The sequence below is a fragment of the Polaribacter sp. Z022 genome, from assembly GCF_023555495.1.
GTDB lineage: Bacteria > Bacteroidota > Bacteroidia > Flavobacteriales > Flavobacteriaceae > Polaribacter.
On the sequence record NZ_JALCZO010000003.1, the window covers coordinates 535,802 to 551,906 of the forward strand.

General features: G+C 28.3%; 16 protein-coding genes and 1 tRNA gene. 5 read left to right on the plus strand and 12 right to left on the minus strand.

Annotation, left to right across the window (positions count from 1 at the left end):
* Positions 1–62: 62 nt before the first annotated feature.
* Genes MPF13_RS09270 through MPF13_RS09295 form a run of 6 tightly spaced genes read right to left on the minus strand, consistent with a single transcriptional unit; the run spans position 63 to position 5,481 of the window.
* Positions 63–1,328, minus strand: a complete 1,266-nt coding sequence (locus MPF13_RS09270) for a hemolysin family protein (protein ID WP_284041179.1) — start codon at positions 1,326–1,328, stop codon at positions 63–65.
* 15 nt (positions 1,329–1,343) lie between these two features.
* A complete protein-coding gene (locus tag MPF13_RS09275) occupies positions 1,344–1,544 on the minus strand; it encodes a hypothetical protein (RefSeq protein ID WP_249982225.1) in 201 nt (66 codons plus the stop codon).
* A gap of 5 nt (positions 1,545–1,549) precedes the next feature.
* A complete protein-coding gene (gene lptC / locus MPF13_RS09280; RefSeq protein WP_249982226.1) occupies positions 1,550–2,071 on the minus strand; it encodes an LPS export ABC transporter periplasmic protein LptC in 522 nt (173 codons plus the stop codon).
* A gap of 45 nt (positions 2,072–2,116) precedes the next feature.
* Positions 2,117–3,454 carry a tetratricopeptide repeat protein gene (locus MPF13_RS09285; protein ID WP_249982227.1) on the minus strand — a complete coding sequence of 446 codons (1,338 nt, stop codon included), beginning with the start codon at positions 3,452–3,454 and terminating at the stop codon, positions 2,117–2,119.
* A 15-nt stretch (positions 3,455–3,469) separates the two neighbouring features.
* A complete protein-coding gene (gene bamG / locus MPF13_RS09290; protein ID WP_249982229.1) occupies positions 3,470–4,756 on the minus strand; it encodes a BamG family beta-barrel-assembly machinery protein in 1,287 nt (428 codons plus the stop codon).
* Positions 4,753–5,481, minus strand: coding sequence for a type III pantothenate kinase (locus MPF13_RS09295; protein WP_249982230.1), 729 nt, complete (start codon positions 5,479–5,481; stop codon positions 4,753–4,755). Before MPF13_RS09295 ends, bamG begins: the two co-directional genes overlap by 4 nt.
* A gap of 98 nt (positions 5,482–5,579) precedes the next feature.
* Between MPF13_RS09295 and MPF13_RS09300 the strand changes: the two genes are divergently transcribed.
* A tRNA-Phe gene (locus tag MPF13_RS09300) sits at positions 5,580–5,652 on the plus strand.
* Between the two features lie 58 nt (positions 5,653–5,710).
* On the opposite strand, the gene MPF13_RS09305 is transcribed toward MPF13_RS09300, so the two are convergent.
* Positions 5,711–6,589, minus strand: a complete 879-nt coding sequence (locus MPF13_RS09305) for a LysR substrate-binding domain-containing protein (protein ID WP_249982232.1) — start codon at positions 6,587–6,589, stop codon at positions 5,711–5,713.
* Between the two features lie 85 nt (positions 6,590–6,674).
* On the opposite strand from MPF13_RS09305, the gene hutH reads away from it, so the two are divergent.
* The 4 genes from hutH to hutG are packed head-to-tail and all read left to right on the plus strand — an operon-like array spanning position 6,675 to position 12,381.
* The gene (gene hutH, locus MPF13_RS09310) at positions 6,675–8,165 is read left to right on the plus strand and encodes a histidine ammonia-lyase (protein ID WP_249982233.1); all 1,491 of its coding nucleotides are present in this window, start codon (positions 6,675–6,677) and stop codon (positions 8,163–8,165) included.
* A gap of 8 nt (positions 8,166–8,173) precedes the next feature.
* Positions 8,174–10,171 carry a urocanate hydratase gene (hutU, locus tag MPF13_RS09315; protein ID WP_249982235.1) on the plus strand — a complete coding sequence of 666 codons (1,998 nt, stop codon included), beginning with the start codon at positions 8,174–8,176 and terminating at the stop codon, positions 10,169–10,171.
* Positions 10,171–11,412: an imidazolonepropionase gene (gene hutI, locus MPF13_RS09320; protein ID WP_249982236.1), complete on the plus strand. Its 1,242-nt coding sequence runs from the start codon at positions 10,171–10,173 to the stop codon at positions 11,410–11,412. Before hutU ends, hutI begins: the two co-directional genes overlap by 1 nt.
* A gap of 3 nt (positions 11,413–11,415) precedes the next feature.
* The gene (gene hutG / locus MPF13_RS09325) at positions 11,416–12,381 is read left to right on the plus strand and encodes a formimidoylglutamase (RefSeq protein ID WP_249982237.1); all 966 of its coding nucleotides are present in this window, start codon (positions 11,416–11,418) and stop codon (positions 12,379–12,381) included.
* Between the two features lie 2 nt (positions 12,382–12,383).
* Here the strand turns inward: hutG and MPF13_RS09330 are convergent, their stop codons facing one another.
* The 5 genes from MPF13_RS09330 to MPF13_RS09350 all read right to left on the minus strand — a co-directional run bounded on the left by MPF13_RS09330 (position 12,384) and on the right by MPF13_RS09350 (position 16,093).
* The gene (locus MPF13_RS09330) at positions 12,384–12,833 is read right to left on the minus strand and encodes a DUF1569 domain-containing protein (protein ID WP_249982238.1); all 450 of its coding nucleotides are present in this window, start codon (positions 12,831–12,833) and stop codon (positions 12,384–12,386) included.
* Between the two features lie 77 nt (positions 12,834–12,910).
* On the minus strand, positions 12,911–13,765 hold the full coding sequence (locus MPF13_RS09335; protein ID WP_249982239.1) for a pseudouridine synthase: 855 nt from the start codon (positions 13,763–13,765) through the stop codon (positions 12,911–12,913).
* A 36-nt stretch (positions 13,766–13,801) separates the two neighbouring features.
* Positions 13,802–14,719, minus strand: a complete 918-nt coding sequence (locus tag MPF13_RS09340; RefSeq protein ID WP_249982240.1) for a geranylgeranylglycerol-phosphate geranylgeranyltransferase — start codon at positions 14,717–14,719, stop codon at positions 13,802–13,804.
* A 4-nt stretch (positions 14,720–14,723) separates the two neighbouring features.
* The gene (locus tag MPF13_RS09345) at positions 14,724–15,650 is read right to left on the minus strand and encodes a mevalonate kinase family protein (protein ID WP_249982241.1); all 927 of its coding nucleotides are present in this window, start codon (positions 15,648–15,650) and stop codon (positions 14,724–14,726) included.
* A gap of 47 nt (positions 15,651–15,697) precedes the next feature.
* The gene (locus MPF13_RS09350) at positions 15,698–16,093 is read right to left on the minus strand and encodes a toxin-antitoxin system YwqK family antitoxin (RefSeq protein WP_249982242.1); all 396 of its coding nucleotides are present in this window, start codon (positions 16,091–16,093) and stop codon (positions 15,698–15,700) included.
* Between the last annotated feature and the right edge of the window lie 12 nt (positions 16,094–16,105).

Here is a 16,105-nt window from a genome sequence, read left to right on the forward strand (position 1 = left end):
TTTTTTACTTATTAACTGTAAGTGAAAGTGTATTTTACTAACTGAAAATGAATAGGTTTCTTTTAATCTTCTTCTTCTTTAATTTTTAAGTGTACTTCTTCAATTTTAGCACTACTCATTTTTAAGATTCTAATTTCAAAACCCTCTATATCAACTACTTCATTTTCTTCAGGAATATTTTCTGTATGCTCTATTATAAAACCTCCTAAAGTTTCATAAGCTTCAGATTTTGGTATTTCTAATTCGTACTCTTCATTTAAATAATCTACTTCTAATCTTGCAGAAAAATTAAACTCTTTTTCTGATACTTTTTTTTCTAAAAATACTTGGGTATCATGTTCATCTTCTATTTCTCCAAATAATTCTTCTACAATATCTTCTACAGTTATCATTCCAGATGTGCCTCCATACTCATCAACAACTACAGCTACACTTTTACGTTTTTTCATTAAACTGTTTAAAACATCATTAATCATCATAGATTCTGGAACAATTTCTACTGGCAATAAAATTGATTTGATTGTTTTTGGTTTTTTAAACAATTCAAAAGCGTTTACATAGCCTATTACATCGTCTAAAGAGGTTTTATAAACAAGAACTTTAGACAAACCTGCATCTATAAATATGTTTTTTAATTTGGAAACTTTTTCATGAATTTCTACAGCAACAATTTCGGTTCTTGGAACCATAACTTCTCTTGCTTTTACATTTTGAAATTCTAAAGCATTTTGAAAAATTTGAATTTCTGAATCTACTACATCATCATCATTACCAGTTTCTAATTGTTCTGATATATAGTTTCCTAATTCTTCTTTACTAAATTCTGTTTGTTCTTCATCTGCATTAGTTTTAAAAAAAACACGCAAGAAAAAATCTGAAATATGGGTTATAAATTCTGAAAAGAAATGAAACAAAAGATAAAACACATAGGCAGGTACAGCAAATATTTTTAAAACTTCATTAGCATAAATTCTAAAAATAGCTTTTGGTAAAAACTCTGCTGTTATTAAAATAATTATTGTAGAAATAATTGTTTGTATAAGTAGTACCGAAAAATCGTTGTAATTTTTTAATGGCAGAACACCTACCAAAAAACTACCCATATAATAACTATAAATTACCAAAGAAATATTATTACCTACTAACATTGTGGTAATAAATTTTGATGATTTTTGAGTGATTTTATTTAAGATTTTTGGTATAAAACCTTCTCTTTTTTTCTCTAACTCTATATGAAGTTTATTTGCTGAAACAAATGCAATTTCCATTCCCGAAAAAAAAGCGGAAAGGAGAATTGATATAAAGATTATAATAACTTCAATTTCCATTAAGAAGTTTAGGTTCTATTTATTTTGATTATTTCGTTTTTCTACTTTTTTTCTAAAATGTCTTTTAAAGAAAAAAACTAAGGTAATAAAAATCGAAGCACCAAGAAATAAATAAGCTTTTTCTCTATCTTCATTCCACCTTACAATTCCTTCAACTAAACAAATTACTGCAATTATTAAATAACCATATTGTAAAAATTTCCAAAGTTTGTTCATCTTATTTATTCTTCTGTTGTTTCTAATTTACCAGTTGTTTTTTTGGCTAAATGTTTGCTTAAATCTTCTTTAGATTCAAAACCAATACCATAAATTGTATCTTTTAAAGTACTTAAAGTAAATGCTTTTTCTGAAAAGAAATACTTTGTGTTTTGGTCCCAAAATAATTGTTCTGTTTCTAATCTAGATTGTTCTGCATGATTTAGCACCACAACATTACCCTTTATTTCTGAAATCAATGTTTTAGAATAAGACAAGGCAAAATTACCTGTAATAGTTACAGAATCTTTTCCTTCAAAATTTATAATTTTTATTCCTTTTGGAAATTCGTTATATGGGTGTTGCTTTCTATTACTAAAATCTAATAATAAAGGTGTTATTAACTTTGATGTTATTCTACCAGAATCTTTATATACATGAAATGCATCTTTTGCAGAACCTATAGGTAAGTTTTTTGAGGCTAAAAAATCTCTAACTTCCTGTGTATTATTAGAACAAGAAAAAAGCATTACTGTGATACTTAACACAGTAATGCTTTTTTGTAATATTTTTTTAAAACTAATCACTAAATATTAATTAGGAACTCTAACAGTTTCTCCAATCCAACATTTAATTGTATAGCTACTTCCTGGATTAACACCTGCTGTAAAAATTACTTTTTTACTTGGTACGTTTCCTTTATAACTTCTAATATATCTTCCTGCTACACCAGAAATACTTGGATCTACAGATGCTGCTCTTCTTGCTTTATTTAAAGCTGCAACATAAACCATTCTTTTTTCGAATTCGCTTTTACCACAACCATTAATACTACTTTTAGAAGCATATAAGTTTGCAATGAATAAGTATGCTCTACCAAAGTTAGGGTTAAAGCTAATAGCTTCTCTTGCTAAACTTCTTGCTCTACTTAACTGACCTCTACTTTTAGCTGCCTGAGCAAATTTTAATTTATACTTAGCTTTCTTTAATGGGTCTGTTTCTAAATCAAATGCTTTTTGTCTCATTGCAACAGCACCACTTGTATCTCCATTCTTTTCTAAAATACCTGCATAGAATGAATATGAATCTGGAGATGGAGCTGCTTCTGCATATGCTTTTGCTAAAGTTTCATACATTGGCTCATCTTGACATCCTTTTTTAAACATTCTAGATACTGCTCTTCTTAACCAAACAGAGTTAGATTTATTTGCTTCAAAATCTCTTTCATAAAGAGGAACTAATCTTTCACAAGTTGCAATTTCAGAAATAATATTATCTAATCCACTTTCTACAGTACCTAATGCTTTAGAGTTAACAGTATAAGCTCTTTTTAAACTTTTTTGTCTTTTATCTAAAACTTTAGTAGAATCTGATAAAGGAACTAATTTCTTAGCATACCCTTCTAATTTCTTATTTACGTTTTCTAAAACATCATCATAAGTATCAAATACTTTTTGAGGATTTGTATCTTTATTTCTATCTGTTACACCTTGAAAATAAACATATAAATTTTTAACTCCCATTTTAGTAGGATCAATATTATATCCTTTTTCTAAAATTGAAAAAATCTCATCTGCAGAAGCTAATTTGTTTTTTGACAAATATGTTGCATAATCACTATGAACTTTAGCTGGATTTTTAGTTGGGAAAAATTGTAACCTTTGCTCATATACTCTTTTTGCTAAAACAGGATCTTTTCTAACATCTTCAGCTAATGTAGAACCAAACTTATAGATATTTACAGATAAATCTTTACAGTTATCCATTAAATATATCCAATTAGCATATGCCTCATCATACTTTTTAGATTGGAAATCTCCTTTAAAAAGATTATACTTCATTGTACACTCTCTTTTCGCATCTTCTTGCGCATTTGTTTTTGCTGAAGCAAATAATAAAACTGCAGCTAATAAAAACGTAATTTTCTTCATTTTGTTAGTTTTTTGTTAATCAATTTTTCTTTTTTGAAACCAATTCACATCTGTTAATGATAAACCTAATCTAAAGTTAAAATAATTTTCTTGAATTAAGTTGTTATTTGTTGTTCCTCTTTTACCAAACTCAAACCCTAAGTTTAATGTTGATAATTGTTTCATTGGTAAACCTAGACCAAAAGACATGCCAAAGTCGTCAACTGGAGTAAAATTTGTATTTAATCCTGAACCATTTACTGATAATCCTGATTTTTCAAAACGTATTCCAGCTCTATAAGTTACTCTTTCCCAATAACTAGATATTGAGTTTATTTTTGGAAGGTAATATCCTCCTAAAGAAAACCTATTAGATTCTCCATATTTATATGCAGCATTTGTAGTATTTAAAAACCCTGATGCTTCTATAGCATCTTGCTTTTCATACTCAACACCTACATACCATTTATCATATTTACCTAAACCTGCTCCAATAGTTGTTTTAATAGGAAATTTATATTTACCATCAATAGTATTTTGAGAAATTGTATCTCTAGCAAATTCGGCTCCTGAACTAGCAAATGTTAAAGAATATAAATAATCATCTCCAGTAACATTTAATTCATTTCCTAATTTAACAGTAGCACCACCACTAACTATTAATTTATTTTTTAATTCTTTTTTGTATTGGGTTCCTAAAGTTACAGAACCTCCTTTTACTAAAGTAGACTCTTTATATTTTGTAGCTAAAGAAACATTTGCTATTTGATTTGTAATACTATTCTCTACATTACCAAAGCTATATCCTGCTTCTATACCAACAGAAAATCCTTTAAATATTTTTAAACCTAAACTACCATAAACTCTACTTACACCACCTTCACCAGAATAAAGAGTAACTTCTGTAGCTTCTCCATTAACTAATTTAGTATCAGATAATGAATACCCAACAGATGACACTGGCTGAATACCAACAGAAACACCTGCTTTAGAGCCTAAAGGAAAAGCCAATGTAAAATAACTTAAACTTGTAGAGTTAGAAGATTGTTTTGAGTTTCCATTATCTATGGTTAACTTATTATTTAACATACCAAATGAATATGTTGTATATTTTAAATCTGCATAAGCTGCAGGATTTGTAAAGTTTAAATATTTGTAATGGCTAAAAGCAACTCCAATTCCTCCCATTGCACTTTGTTCTACAGTAAGTGGGTTAAATTCTTCACCAGCTCCAAAAAAAGAATAAGGTGATGAATTTGTTCTTTGAGCTGTAACAGCAATAGAAGTTATTAGTAAAAAAACTAATAAAATGTTTCTAATCATTTGTCTATGTTAAATATCAATATTTCATTTAATCCTTGAAGGAGAAAATTTTGATTGGCAAATATGCTACTTTTTAATTGTTTTGACAAGAAATTTGTGTCTCCACCTGTTAAAACTACTGTTAAATCTGTATATTTTTCTTTATATTGATTTATTACTCCATCAATTTCTTGAATTACGCCATTAACAACTCCAGAATTCATGCTTTCATTTGTATTACCTCCTACAAAATCTTCTATTTCATTTTTCTCTAGCATAGGTAAGTTTGCAGTAAACTTATTTAAAGACTTAAATCTCATATTTATACCTGGTGAAATTGCTCCTCCTAAATATTCGCCTTTAGAGTTTACAAAATCAAAAGTTATACAAGTACCAGCATCAATTACTAAAACATTTTTATTTTTAAATTGAATTACGGCTCCTGCTACCAAAGCAATTCTGTCTACTCCTAAAGTTTTTGGCGTTTTATAAAGATTAGAAAATGGCACATTTGTAGCTGATGATACTCTTCTAAGATTAAGTAATTTCTTTAATTTTTCTATCTTAAATTCAGAAATAGAAGCCACATTTGACATAATTCCGATTGCAATTTGATGTTTTTTTAAAATTTTTTTTATTTCTGATAAAATTTTTCTTTTTTCAAAAACAACAACCTCAACAATTGTATCTTTCTCAAAAACAGCAGCCTTAACTCTTGTATTACCTACATCTATTATTAGATTCATCTTTTTATTTTAAAGAATTTCAAAAATACAACACATTTTTTTAAGATTTAATTAGTAGATATCAAAAAACATATTATATTTGCATCCGCTAAGGCAATGGTACCTTAGCTCAGTTGGTAGAGCAAAGGACTGAAAATCCTTGTGTCCCTGGTTCGATTCCTGGAGGTACCACTTAAAACCCAAACTTTTAGTTTGGGTTTTTTTGTGCTCTATATTTACTTATCTCTTTTTACAACAACGCTAAAACATCATTTAATATTGGGTTTGTATTTTTTTTATTCCAGATTACTGAAAGTGTAGTTTTTTGAGAAATTGAATTTAACTCTATAAACTTAATTTTGTATCCTCTTTTTTTTGCAAGAGATTTTGGCACTATTGAAAGTCCAAAATTATGTTCAACCAATTTAAATATTGAGCTTGAGTGTATTGTATTATGAGAAATAATTGGAGCAAAATTACAATCATCAAATATTTGCATTACTTTTTCATAATAGGAAGCACTGTATTTTGAGTTGAAAAGAATAAAAGATTCTTCTTTAAATTGCTTTAAAGATTCAAAATTTTCTGAATTAATTTTGTGTTTCTCTGGTAAAACCAAACAAAAATTTTCTTTTAGTATGGTTTTTTTCTCTAAAGTTCTAGGAACTCGTTCTAATCTTACAAATCCTATATCAGAAGAAAAAGATAATAAATCTGCAATTTGTTTTTGATTATCATTCTCTTTTAAATCAAACAATATATCTGGATGATTTTTCTCAAAGTTCAATAATAAATTAGGAATAACATCTTGCATTGCAGAACCTACATAACCTATTTTTAATTCTCCTTTTTTTCCATTATGTAATAATTTTGCATTTTCTAAGGTATGAGAAAGTGTTTTTAACTGTATTCTAAACTCATTTTTAAGATACTCACCTACTTTAGTTAAAACTACTTTTCTATTATGCCTTTCAAACAAAACAACCCCTAACTCTTCCTCAAACATTTTAATCTGCCTACTTAATCCAGGTTGAGAAATAAATAACTTTTCTGCTGCTTTTCTAAAATGTAATTCTTCAGCAACCGCTAAAAAATAACGAATATGCCTTAATTCAATTTGATAACTCATAGTTATTAATTTATAAATTAAACAGTATTATAAAGCATCAAAAGTAATTATAACTTTGTAAAGATTCAATACCAATTATAAAAGAATGTTTAAATACGGAATAGATAAACTTACTTTAGATAAAGTAAAAAACATAAGCAATGGCAAATTAAAAGCACAAATTGACCCTATTGCTAAAGAAAAAATAATTTCTTGCAGAAAAAAAGTTGATACCATTACACAAAACAATAAAGTTGTTTATGGTATAAATACAGGGTTTGGTCCATTATGCGATGTTCAAATTTCACCAGAAGAAACAAATCTTCTTCAAAAAAACTTATTAATTACTCACGCTGTTGGAGTTGGTGAAAATATTGATAAAGAACTTTCAAAAATCATGATGATTTGTAAAGTACATGCACTTTGCCAAGGTTATTCAGGTGTTCGTTTAAAATTAATTGAAAGAATAATTTACTTTATAGAAAATGATTTATTACCAACAGTTCCTAAACAAGGTTCTGTAGGTGCTTCAGGAGATCTAGCTCCACTTTCTCATCTTTTTTTACCTTTAATTGGTGAAGGAGATTTTTGGGTTGGAAATGAAATTTTACCTGCAAAAGATGTTTTAAAAAGTCATCATTTAAAACCACTAGAATTAAGAGCTAAAGAAGGTTTAGGGTTGATAAATGGTACTCAATTTATTTTAGCACACACCATAACAGGACTTCTAAAAATGGAATATCTTTTAGATTTGGCTGATGTTTCTGGTGCAATGAGTATAGAGGGCTACAAAGGGAGTGCTTCTCCTTTTAAAAAAGAACTGCATAGCATTAGACCTTTTAAAGGAAATATTAAAGTTGCAGAAAGAATGGAATATTTGTTTAAAGAATCTCAAAACATAACTTCTCATGAAAATTGCGAACGTGTTCAAGACCCATATTCTATGAGATGTATTCCTCAAGTTCATGGCGCTTCTAGAAATGCTTATTACCATCTTTTAGAATTAGCAGAAATTGAAATGAATTCTGTAACAGACAATCCTATTGTTTTAAGTGAAACAGAAGCAATTTCGGGAGGTAATTTTCATGGACAACCATTAGCAATGGCTTTAGATTATTGTTCTATTGCTGCTGCAGAATTAGGAAACATTGCAGACAGACGATGTTTTTTATTATTAGAAGGCAAATATGGATTACCTAGATTATTAACTGCTAAAGGCGGATTAAATTCTGGTTTTATGATTCCTCAATACACAACTGCTGCTTTAGTTACAGAAAACAAATCTTTATGCTTCCCTCCTTCTGCAGATAGCATTCCAACCTCTTTAGGTCAAGAAGATCATGTATCTATGGGAAGTATTTCTGGGAGAAAATTCAATCAGATTTTAGAAAATTTAGAAAAAATTCTTGCCATTGAGTTAATGTATGCAGCTCAATCTTTAGAATTTAGAAGACCGAATACTTTTTCTAAAGTTATCGAAAAAAATCATGAAATCATTAGAGAAAAAGTTGATAAATTAGAAGATGATAGACTTTTAAAAGATGATATAAACAATATGATATCATTAGTTAAAAACAAAAAATTCATTGTAAAATAAATTTAATTATGACTTTTAAAGAACAAATTCTACAAGGAATTCCAGATATTCTTCCAGTTAAAAAAGAATATCCAAAAAATGGAAATAGAGCCCCAAAAAGAGTAGATCTATTATCTAAAGAAGAAAAGCAGTTAGCTATAAAAAATGCTCTTCGTTATTTTCCAAAAGAATGGCATCAAGAGTTGGCAAACGAGTTTGCTCAAGAATTAATAGAATATGGCAGAATCTACATGTATAGATTTAAACCAACTTACAATATTTACGCAAAATCAATTTCAGATTATCCTGCAAAAAGTCAGCAAGCTGCAGCAATTATGTTAATGATTAGCAACAATTTAAATCCAGAGGTTGCTCAACATCCAGAAGAATTAATTACATATGGTGGTAATGGTGCTGTTTTTCAAAATTGGGCTCAATATCTTTTAACAATGCAATATTTAGCAACTATGACAGAAGAACAAACATTGCATTTATATTCTGGTCATCCAATGGGATTATTTCCATCTTCTAAAAATGCACCTAGAGTTGTAGTTACAAATGGAATGATGATACCTAACTACTCAAAACCAAACGATTGGGAAAAATTTAATGCATTAGGTGTAACTCAATATGGACAAATGACAGCTGGATCATTTATGTATATTGGCCCTCAAGGAATTGTACATGGAACTACAATTACAGTAATGAATGCATTTAGAAAAATATTAAAAAAGGAAGAATCTCCTAAAGGAAAAATATTTTTAACTGCTGGTTTAGGAGGCATGAGTGGCGCTCAACCAAAAGCGGGTAATATTGCTGGTTGCATTACAATTGCTGCAGAAGTAAACCCTAAAGCAGCAACTAAAAGACACCAACAAGGTTGGGTAGATTTGCTTATTGATTCTATAGATGAATTAATTACAAGAGTTAAAGAAGCACAAAAAAACAACGAAGTTATTTCTATAGCATACATTGGAAATGTTGTTGAAGTTTGGGAACGTTTTGATGAAGAAAATATCTTTATTCATATTGGTTCAGATCAAACATCTTTACACATTCCTTGGACTGGTGGTTATTATCCAATTGGATTAACTTTTGAAGAATCAAATATTCTTATCAAAGAAAATCCAAGTTCATTTAAAGAAAAAGTACAAGAATCTTTAAGAAGACATGCAAAATCTATTAATAATCACACTAAAAAAGGAACTTACTTTTTTGATTATGGAAATGCTTTTTTACTTGAATCTTCAAGAGCTGGAGCTGATGTAATGGCAGATAATAACATCGATTTTAAATATCCTTCTTATGTTCAAGATATTTTAGGACCCATGTGTTTTGATTATGGTTTTGGTCCTTTTAGATGGGTTTGTGCTTCAGGATCTTCTGAAGATTTAGATAAAACCGATGAAATTGCAGCAGAAGTTTTACAAGAATTGATGGATAATTCTCCTGAAGAAATTAAACTACAAATGCAAGACAACATTACTTGGATAAAAAATGCAAAAGCAAATAAAATGGTAGTTGGTTCTCAAGCAAGAATTTTATATGCAGATGCCCAAGGAAGAATAAACATTGCAAAAGCTTTTAACAATGCTATTAAAAAAGGTAAAATAGGACCTGTAATTTTAGGAAGAGATCATCATGATGTTAGTGGTACAGATTCTCCTTATAGAGAAACTTCAAACATTTATGATGGAAGTAAATTTACTGCAGACATGGCAATTCATAATGTTATTGGCGATAGTTTTAGAGGTGCAAGTTGGGTTTCTATTCACAATGGTGGTGGAGTTGGCTGGGGAGAAGTTACAAATGGCGGTTTTGGAATGTTATTAGATGGCACAAAAGATGCAGAAGAAAAAATTGAAAACATGCTTTTTTACGATGTAAACAATGGAATTGCAAGAAGAAGTTGGGCAAGAAATTCTGAAGCAATATTTGCTATTAAAAGAGAAATGGAAAGAACACCAAATCTTAAAGTAACATTGCCTAACTTAGTAGAAGAAAAACACCTAAATAACTTATTTTAATGAATGTACTTTTTATAAACATAAAAGAATTAATTCAAGTTAGAGAAAAAAATATCGATTTTGTTTCTGGCAAAGAAATGAACACTTTACCAACCATTAAAAATGCTTTTTTATTAGTTGAAAACGGGTTGATTTCAGACTTTGGTGATATGAAAGATTGCCCTAAATCGACTTATAAAACTGTTGATGCTACAGGTAAAATGATACTCCCTTCTTGGTGCGATTCTCATACTCATATAGTTTATGCTGGTAATAGAGAAAATGAGTTTGTAGATAGAATTAAAGGTCTTTCTTATAAAGAAATTGCAGAAAAAGGTGGTGGAATTCTTAATTCTGCCAAAAAACTACAAGTAACTTCAGAAAATGAGCTTTACAATCAAAGTAAAAAACGTTTAGAGGAAATTATACATTTAGGAACTGGTGCAGTAGAAATTAAATCGGGTTATGGGTTGACAAAAGATTCTGAACTTAAAATGTTAAGAGTCATTAAAAAATTAAAAGAGAATTATCCTATAGAAATAAAAGCAACTTTTTTAGGTGCTCATGCAGTTCCTAATCAATATAAAAATAACAAAAGTGATTATTTACAAATGCTAATTGATGATATTTTACCTGTTATAAAAGAAGAAAACTTAGCCGATTTTATTGACATCTTTTGTGAAACAGGATATTTTACAATTGAAGACACTGAAAAAATATTAAAAGCTGGAAAAGAATATAATTTAAAAGGTAAAATCCATGTTAATCAATTTACAGCAATTAATGGAGTACAAGTTGGTATTAAGCACAATGCTTTATCTGTAGATCATTTAGAAGAAATGAGAACAGAAGATATAGCAGCTTTAAAAAACACCAAAACTATGCCTGTTGCATTGCCTAGTTGTTCTTATTTTTTAAGCATTCCTTATACACCTGCAAGAAAAATGATTAACGCTGGTTTACCATTAGCTTTAGCAACAGATTACAACCCAGGAAGCACTCCTTCTGGAAACATGAATTTTGTAGTTTCTACAGCTTGCATAAAAATGAAAATGACTCCAGAAGAAGCTATAAATGCAGCAACAATTAATGGAGCTTATGCAATGAATCTTAAAAATAAAACAGGTTCTATTACTAAAGGAAAATTAGCAAACTTAATATTGACTAAAGAAATCAGTTCTTACAATTTTATTCCATATTCTTTTGGAAATCCTATTATAGAAACAGTATTTTTAAAAGGTGAAGAAATTAAATACATTTAATTTATGAGTATTTTAAAAGATTTAAACATCAACTATACAAAAGGGGATGCAAACAATTTTTCTGGAAGAAAAACTGCATTAAAAAACCAATACTGGCATCAAGATATTAAAGTTTCTCATATTGATGATATTCAATTTAATAGCGAAACAAATATTGGAATTATTGGATATATTTGTGATGAAGGAGTAAGAAGAAATAAAGGTAGAATAGGTGCAAAAAACGGACCTAAATCTGTTAGAAATAAGTTAGGCAAACTCCCAATTCACTTTAAAAATAAAAACATAACAGATTTTGGAGATATTATTTGTGTGGATGAAAACTTAGAAGATTGTCAAAAAGGACTTTCAGCAATCGTTCAAAAATTAATATCAAACAATAATTTTCCTATTGCAATTGGTGGTGGTCATGATATTGCTTACGCAAATTTTAATGGAATTAAAAAAGCTTTAAAAGGCAAACAAAAAAACAAAATTGGCATTATAAATTTTGATGCTCATTTTGATTTAAGACCACTTGAAACACAAGCCAATTCTGGGACTCCTTTCAACCAGATTTTAACAGAAAATGATAATGTCGATTATCTTGTATTAGGAATTCAACAACAGTCTAATACCAAAGAATTGTTTCAAATAGCTCATGATAAAAACGTTAATATTATAAATAGTTTTGAATGTGATTCTTTTAATTCTGATATAGAAAACAAACTAAATTCATTTATAAATAAAGTAGACTATTTGTATGTTACAATAGATTTAGATGGCTTTTCTTCTGCTTATGCAACAGGAGTTAGTGCTCCATCTCCATTAGGTTTTAGTCCTAATTTTGTTTTTAAAACTCTTAGTCACATTTTTAAAAGTAAAAAGGTAATTTCTTGTGATATAGCAGAACTAAATCCAACTTTTGATGTTGATACTAATACTGCAAATTTAGCAGCTAGAATTCTAGATTTTATAGTAGTAAACCTCTAAAATTACCTTAAAATTTCTTTTATAATTTTTAAGTGATGATTGGTGTGTAATTTTAAAAATTTTTGAGTTTGTCTTTTATTTAATTGTTTAAATAAAGGATGAGTAAAAAATTGATTATCATCTAAAGCCTCAAAACTTTTTAAATGTTCTTTGGCTATTTTTAATTGATTTTCTATGTCCTCTTTTAAAATAACCTCTGGAGGCAATACTCTTTTTGGAGATCTTGCTTTTCCTCTAGGAAAAAAGCCAAATGTAAAAGTTAGTAAACTTAAGCCACTAAACTCTTTTTTAAATTCTGATTCTTTAGATTTTTTAATTGTATCATTAACTAAATTGATAACTTTTAAGGAATGATCTAAATGCCAACCAACACTAGATTCAGAAACTTTTAGATTTACAGTTTTATAATGATTTGTGTACTTATCAATAAGTTGAAGTTCTTTATCTAACATAAACTAAAATTTTCTTGTCTAAGATAATTAAATTCTAAGCATAAAAAAATCCAGTTTAAAAACTGGATTTTTATTATTTATTGCATTTTCTGAAGATTTGCCAACTCTAAATTAGTTAACTCTCTCCATCTTCCTCTTGGTAAGTTTTTCTTAGTTAATTCAGCAAAAATTACTCTATCAAGTTTATTTACTTTGTAACCTACATGTTCAAATATTTTACGAACAATTCTATTTCTTCCAGAATGAATTTCTATTCCAACTTCCGTTTTTGGCTGACCATCTACATAAGAAACAGCATCAATAAATACTTTTCTTCCTTCAATGATTACCTCTCCTCTTAATTTTTCTAAATCTTTTAAATCTAACTTTCTATCTAATGAAGCATGGTATAACTTACGTACATTGTGCTTAGGATGCGTTAATTTTTTAGCCAAATCACCATCGTTTGTAAACAACAACAATCCAGTTGTATTTCTATCTAACCTACCAACAGGATAAATTCTTTCTTTAGATGCATTTGCAACTAATTCCATTACTGTTTTTCTACCTCTATCATCATCCATTGTAGTTATGTAATTCTTAGGTTTATTCAGTAAAATATATCTTTTTTGTTCTGGAGAAATTGAAGTTCCGTCAAAACGAACAACATCATCTGGTTGAACTTTGTAACCCATTTCAGTTACTAATTTTCCATTCACCTCAACACTTCCATGTTCTATATATGTATCTGCTTCTCTACGAGAACAAACACCAGAATTTGCAATGTATTTGTTTAAACGAATTCCTGAAGATTCGTTAGACTTTGGAGTTTCTTTAATTTTAGTAAAAGTTTTTTTAGTACTTTTTCTAGCTAAAGGTTTGCTTTTTCTACTTAGAGGACTACTTTTTTTACCTTCTTGTCGTCCTCTCGACGAGTTTCTATTTGATTTCATTACTTAAAATTTTTGCAAAAATAGGCATAAAAAACTTTAATTCAATCTCTCTATCACTTTTTCTACAATTAAAGAAGTATCAATAAAAATTAAAGAAAAAACACCAATTAAAAGCAACACTTTCAAAACATTATGCATTAATCTATATTGATTTGTATTGGTAGAACTCCATAAATAAGTTCCTAAAAAAACAAGTACTATCAACGCAAAATAAAAGTAATATTTCATATAACTTATTGCTGGATAATTGAATAAAATAATAACAGGAATAAGAGTTAATAGTAATAAAAATATTGAAAACTGCTTGGTTCTTTTCTCTCCATAAACAATAGGAAAAGAATCATAATCATTAACTATTGCACCTTTTAAATTTTGTAAATCCTTTAACAATTCTCTTACCATTAAAACTAAAAATAAGAAAATAGCGTGCACAAAAATAATTTTCGAAAAATTCTTAAAATACACAAAAACGGCAAAAAAAGGTAGCAAAGTTAAAGTTGTTACCACTATTAAACCTATTAAAGGGTATTTTTTAAGCTTATGAGAATAAAACCAAATACCAAAAATATATACTGAAAAAAACAATGCTGCTTTTACGGAAATTAAGAGCCCAAAGAGAAAACCTAAAGCATTTAAAACAAAATACAAGGTTAATTTAGTAGATTGTTTTACGTAATTATCAATATTTGCTTTTAGAGGCCTATTAATTTTATCAACCTTAACATCATAAAAATTATTAATTATATACCCAGCAGCAACTACACAAACACTTGCTAAAACAATTAAAAACAAGTCTACATCTAATACAATGTTTCTTGCAGATTTTTTAGGTGAAAAAATAAAAATAGCAGCTAAATATTGAGCAAAAACTAAAACAAGAATGTTATAACCTCTTATAACAGAAAGTAAGCTAAAAAATTTAAAAATAATTCTTTTTAATTTAAAGCTAGTCATATTCTTAGAACCTATAAACCAATTCTAGCTTATAATTCTCAAGGCTTTTTTGAGCCTTTTCATAATCTTCGGTAAAGCCTAATATATAACCTCCACCACCAGATCCACAAAGTTTTAAGTAATAATCATTAGTTTTAATTCCATTTTCCCATACTTTATGAAAAGCATCAGGAATCATAGGTTTAAAATTCTTTAAAACTAACTTTGATAACGATTTTACATTTCCAAATAACGATTTTACATTTCCATGTAAAAAATCGTCAATACAGGCATCTGTAGTTGTAGCAAACTCTTCACTAATCATTTTTCTAAAACCTTCGTTTTTCATCTTGTTCATAAAGATGTTTACCATAGGCTCTGTTTCTCCAATTTGTTCAGAATCTAATAAGAACACAGCTCCTTTTCCTTCTTTTTGAGAAGGGATTCCTGCAGGCTCTACATTGTCTTTAGAATTAATTAAAATTGGTAAACTTAAATAACTATTTAAAGGGTCTAAACCAGAACTTTTACCATGAAAAAAAGATTCCATTAAAGAAAATATCTCTTTAAGCTTTAATAATTTTTCTCTGGTTAAGTTTTCTAGAACTGTAATTTTATCATTAGCATATTTATCATAGATTGATGCAACCAAAGCACCAGAACTACCTACTCCATAACCTTGAGGTATTGAAGAATCAAAATACATTCCGTTATTTACATCTCTTTCTAATTCATTTAAATTAAAAGAAACCAAAGTGGTATCTAAAGTAGATAAATGCTGAAAAAAACGTTGTAAATTTTCATTAGAAACTTTAGGCGTACCAGATAATTCTGATGAAGTTTTTAAAGCTCCTCTGTATGCGTTAAACGGAATTGCTAAACCTTTAGAATCTTTGATAATTCCATACTCTCCAAAGAGAAGAATTTTAGCGTAAAATAATGGTCCTTTCATTTTTCTTTCAAATAGTTATGCAAAAATACAACTTTTAAAAATAAGATTTAAAAATTCTTATAAAACGCCTTCCAAATTCCCACTTTTTCACCGTTTTTATACTTTCCTCTTTCTTTAATTTTTCCGTTTTTGTAGTATGTTTTCCAAATTCCTTCTTCTAATCCATCTTCATACTTCCCAGAAATTTTTAATTCTCCTGTTTCATAATATTCAGAAAAAACTCCTATTGGTTTTCTATTTCTATATTTATACTTTCTAAAAACTTTACCGCTTTTATAAAAATAAGTTGCTTCTTTTTTGTTTTTAGAAAACACTTTATAATAGATAGAATTTGATTGATTTACTTCTTTTAATTCTGCATCTAACCAAATAGTTTCTTGAGAAGAAACAGACATTGTAAATAGAAAAAAACTTAAAGAAACTAACTGTAATAGAACTTTCATTTATTAATAATT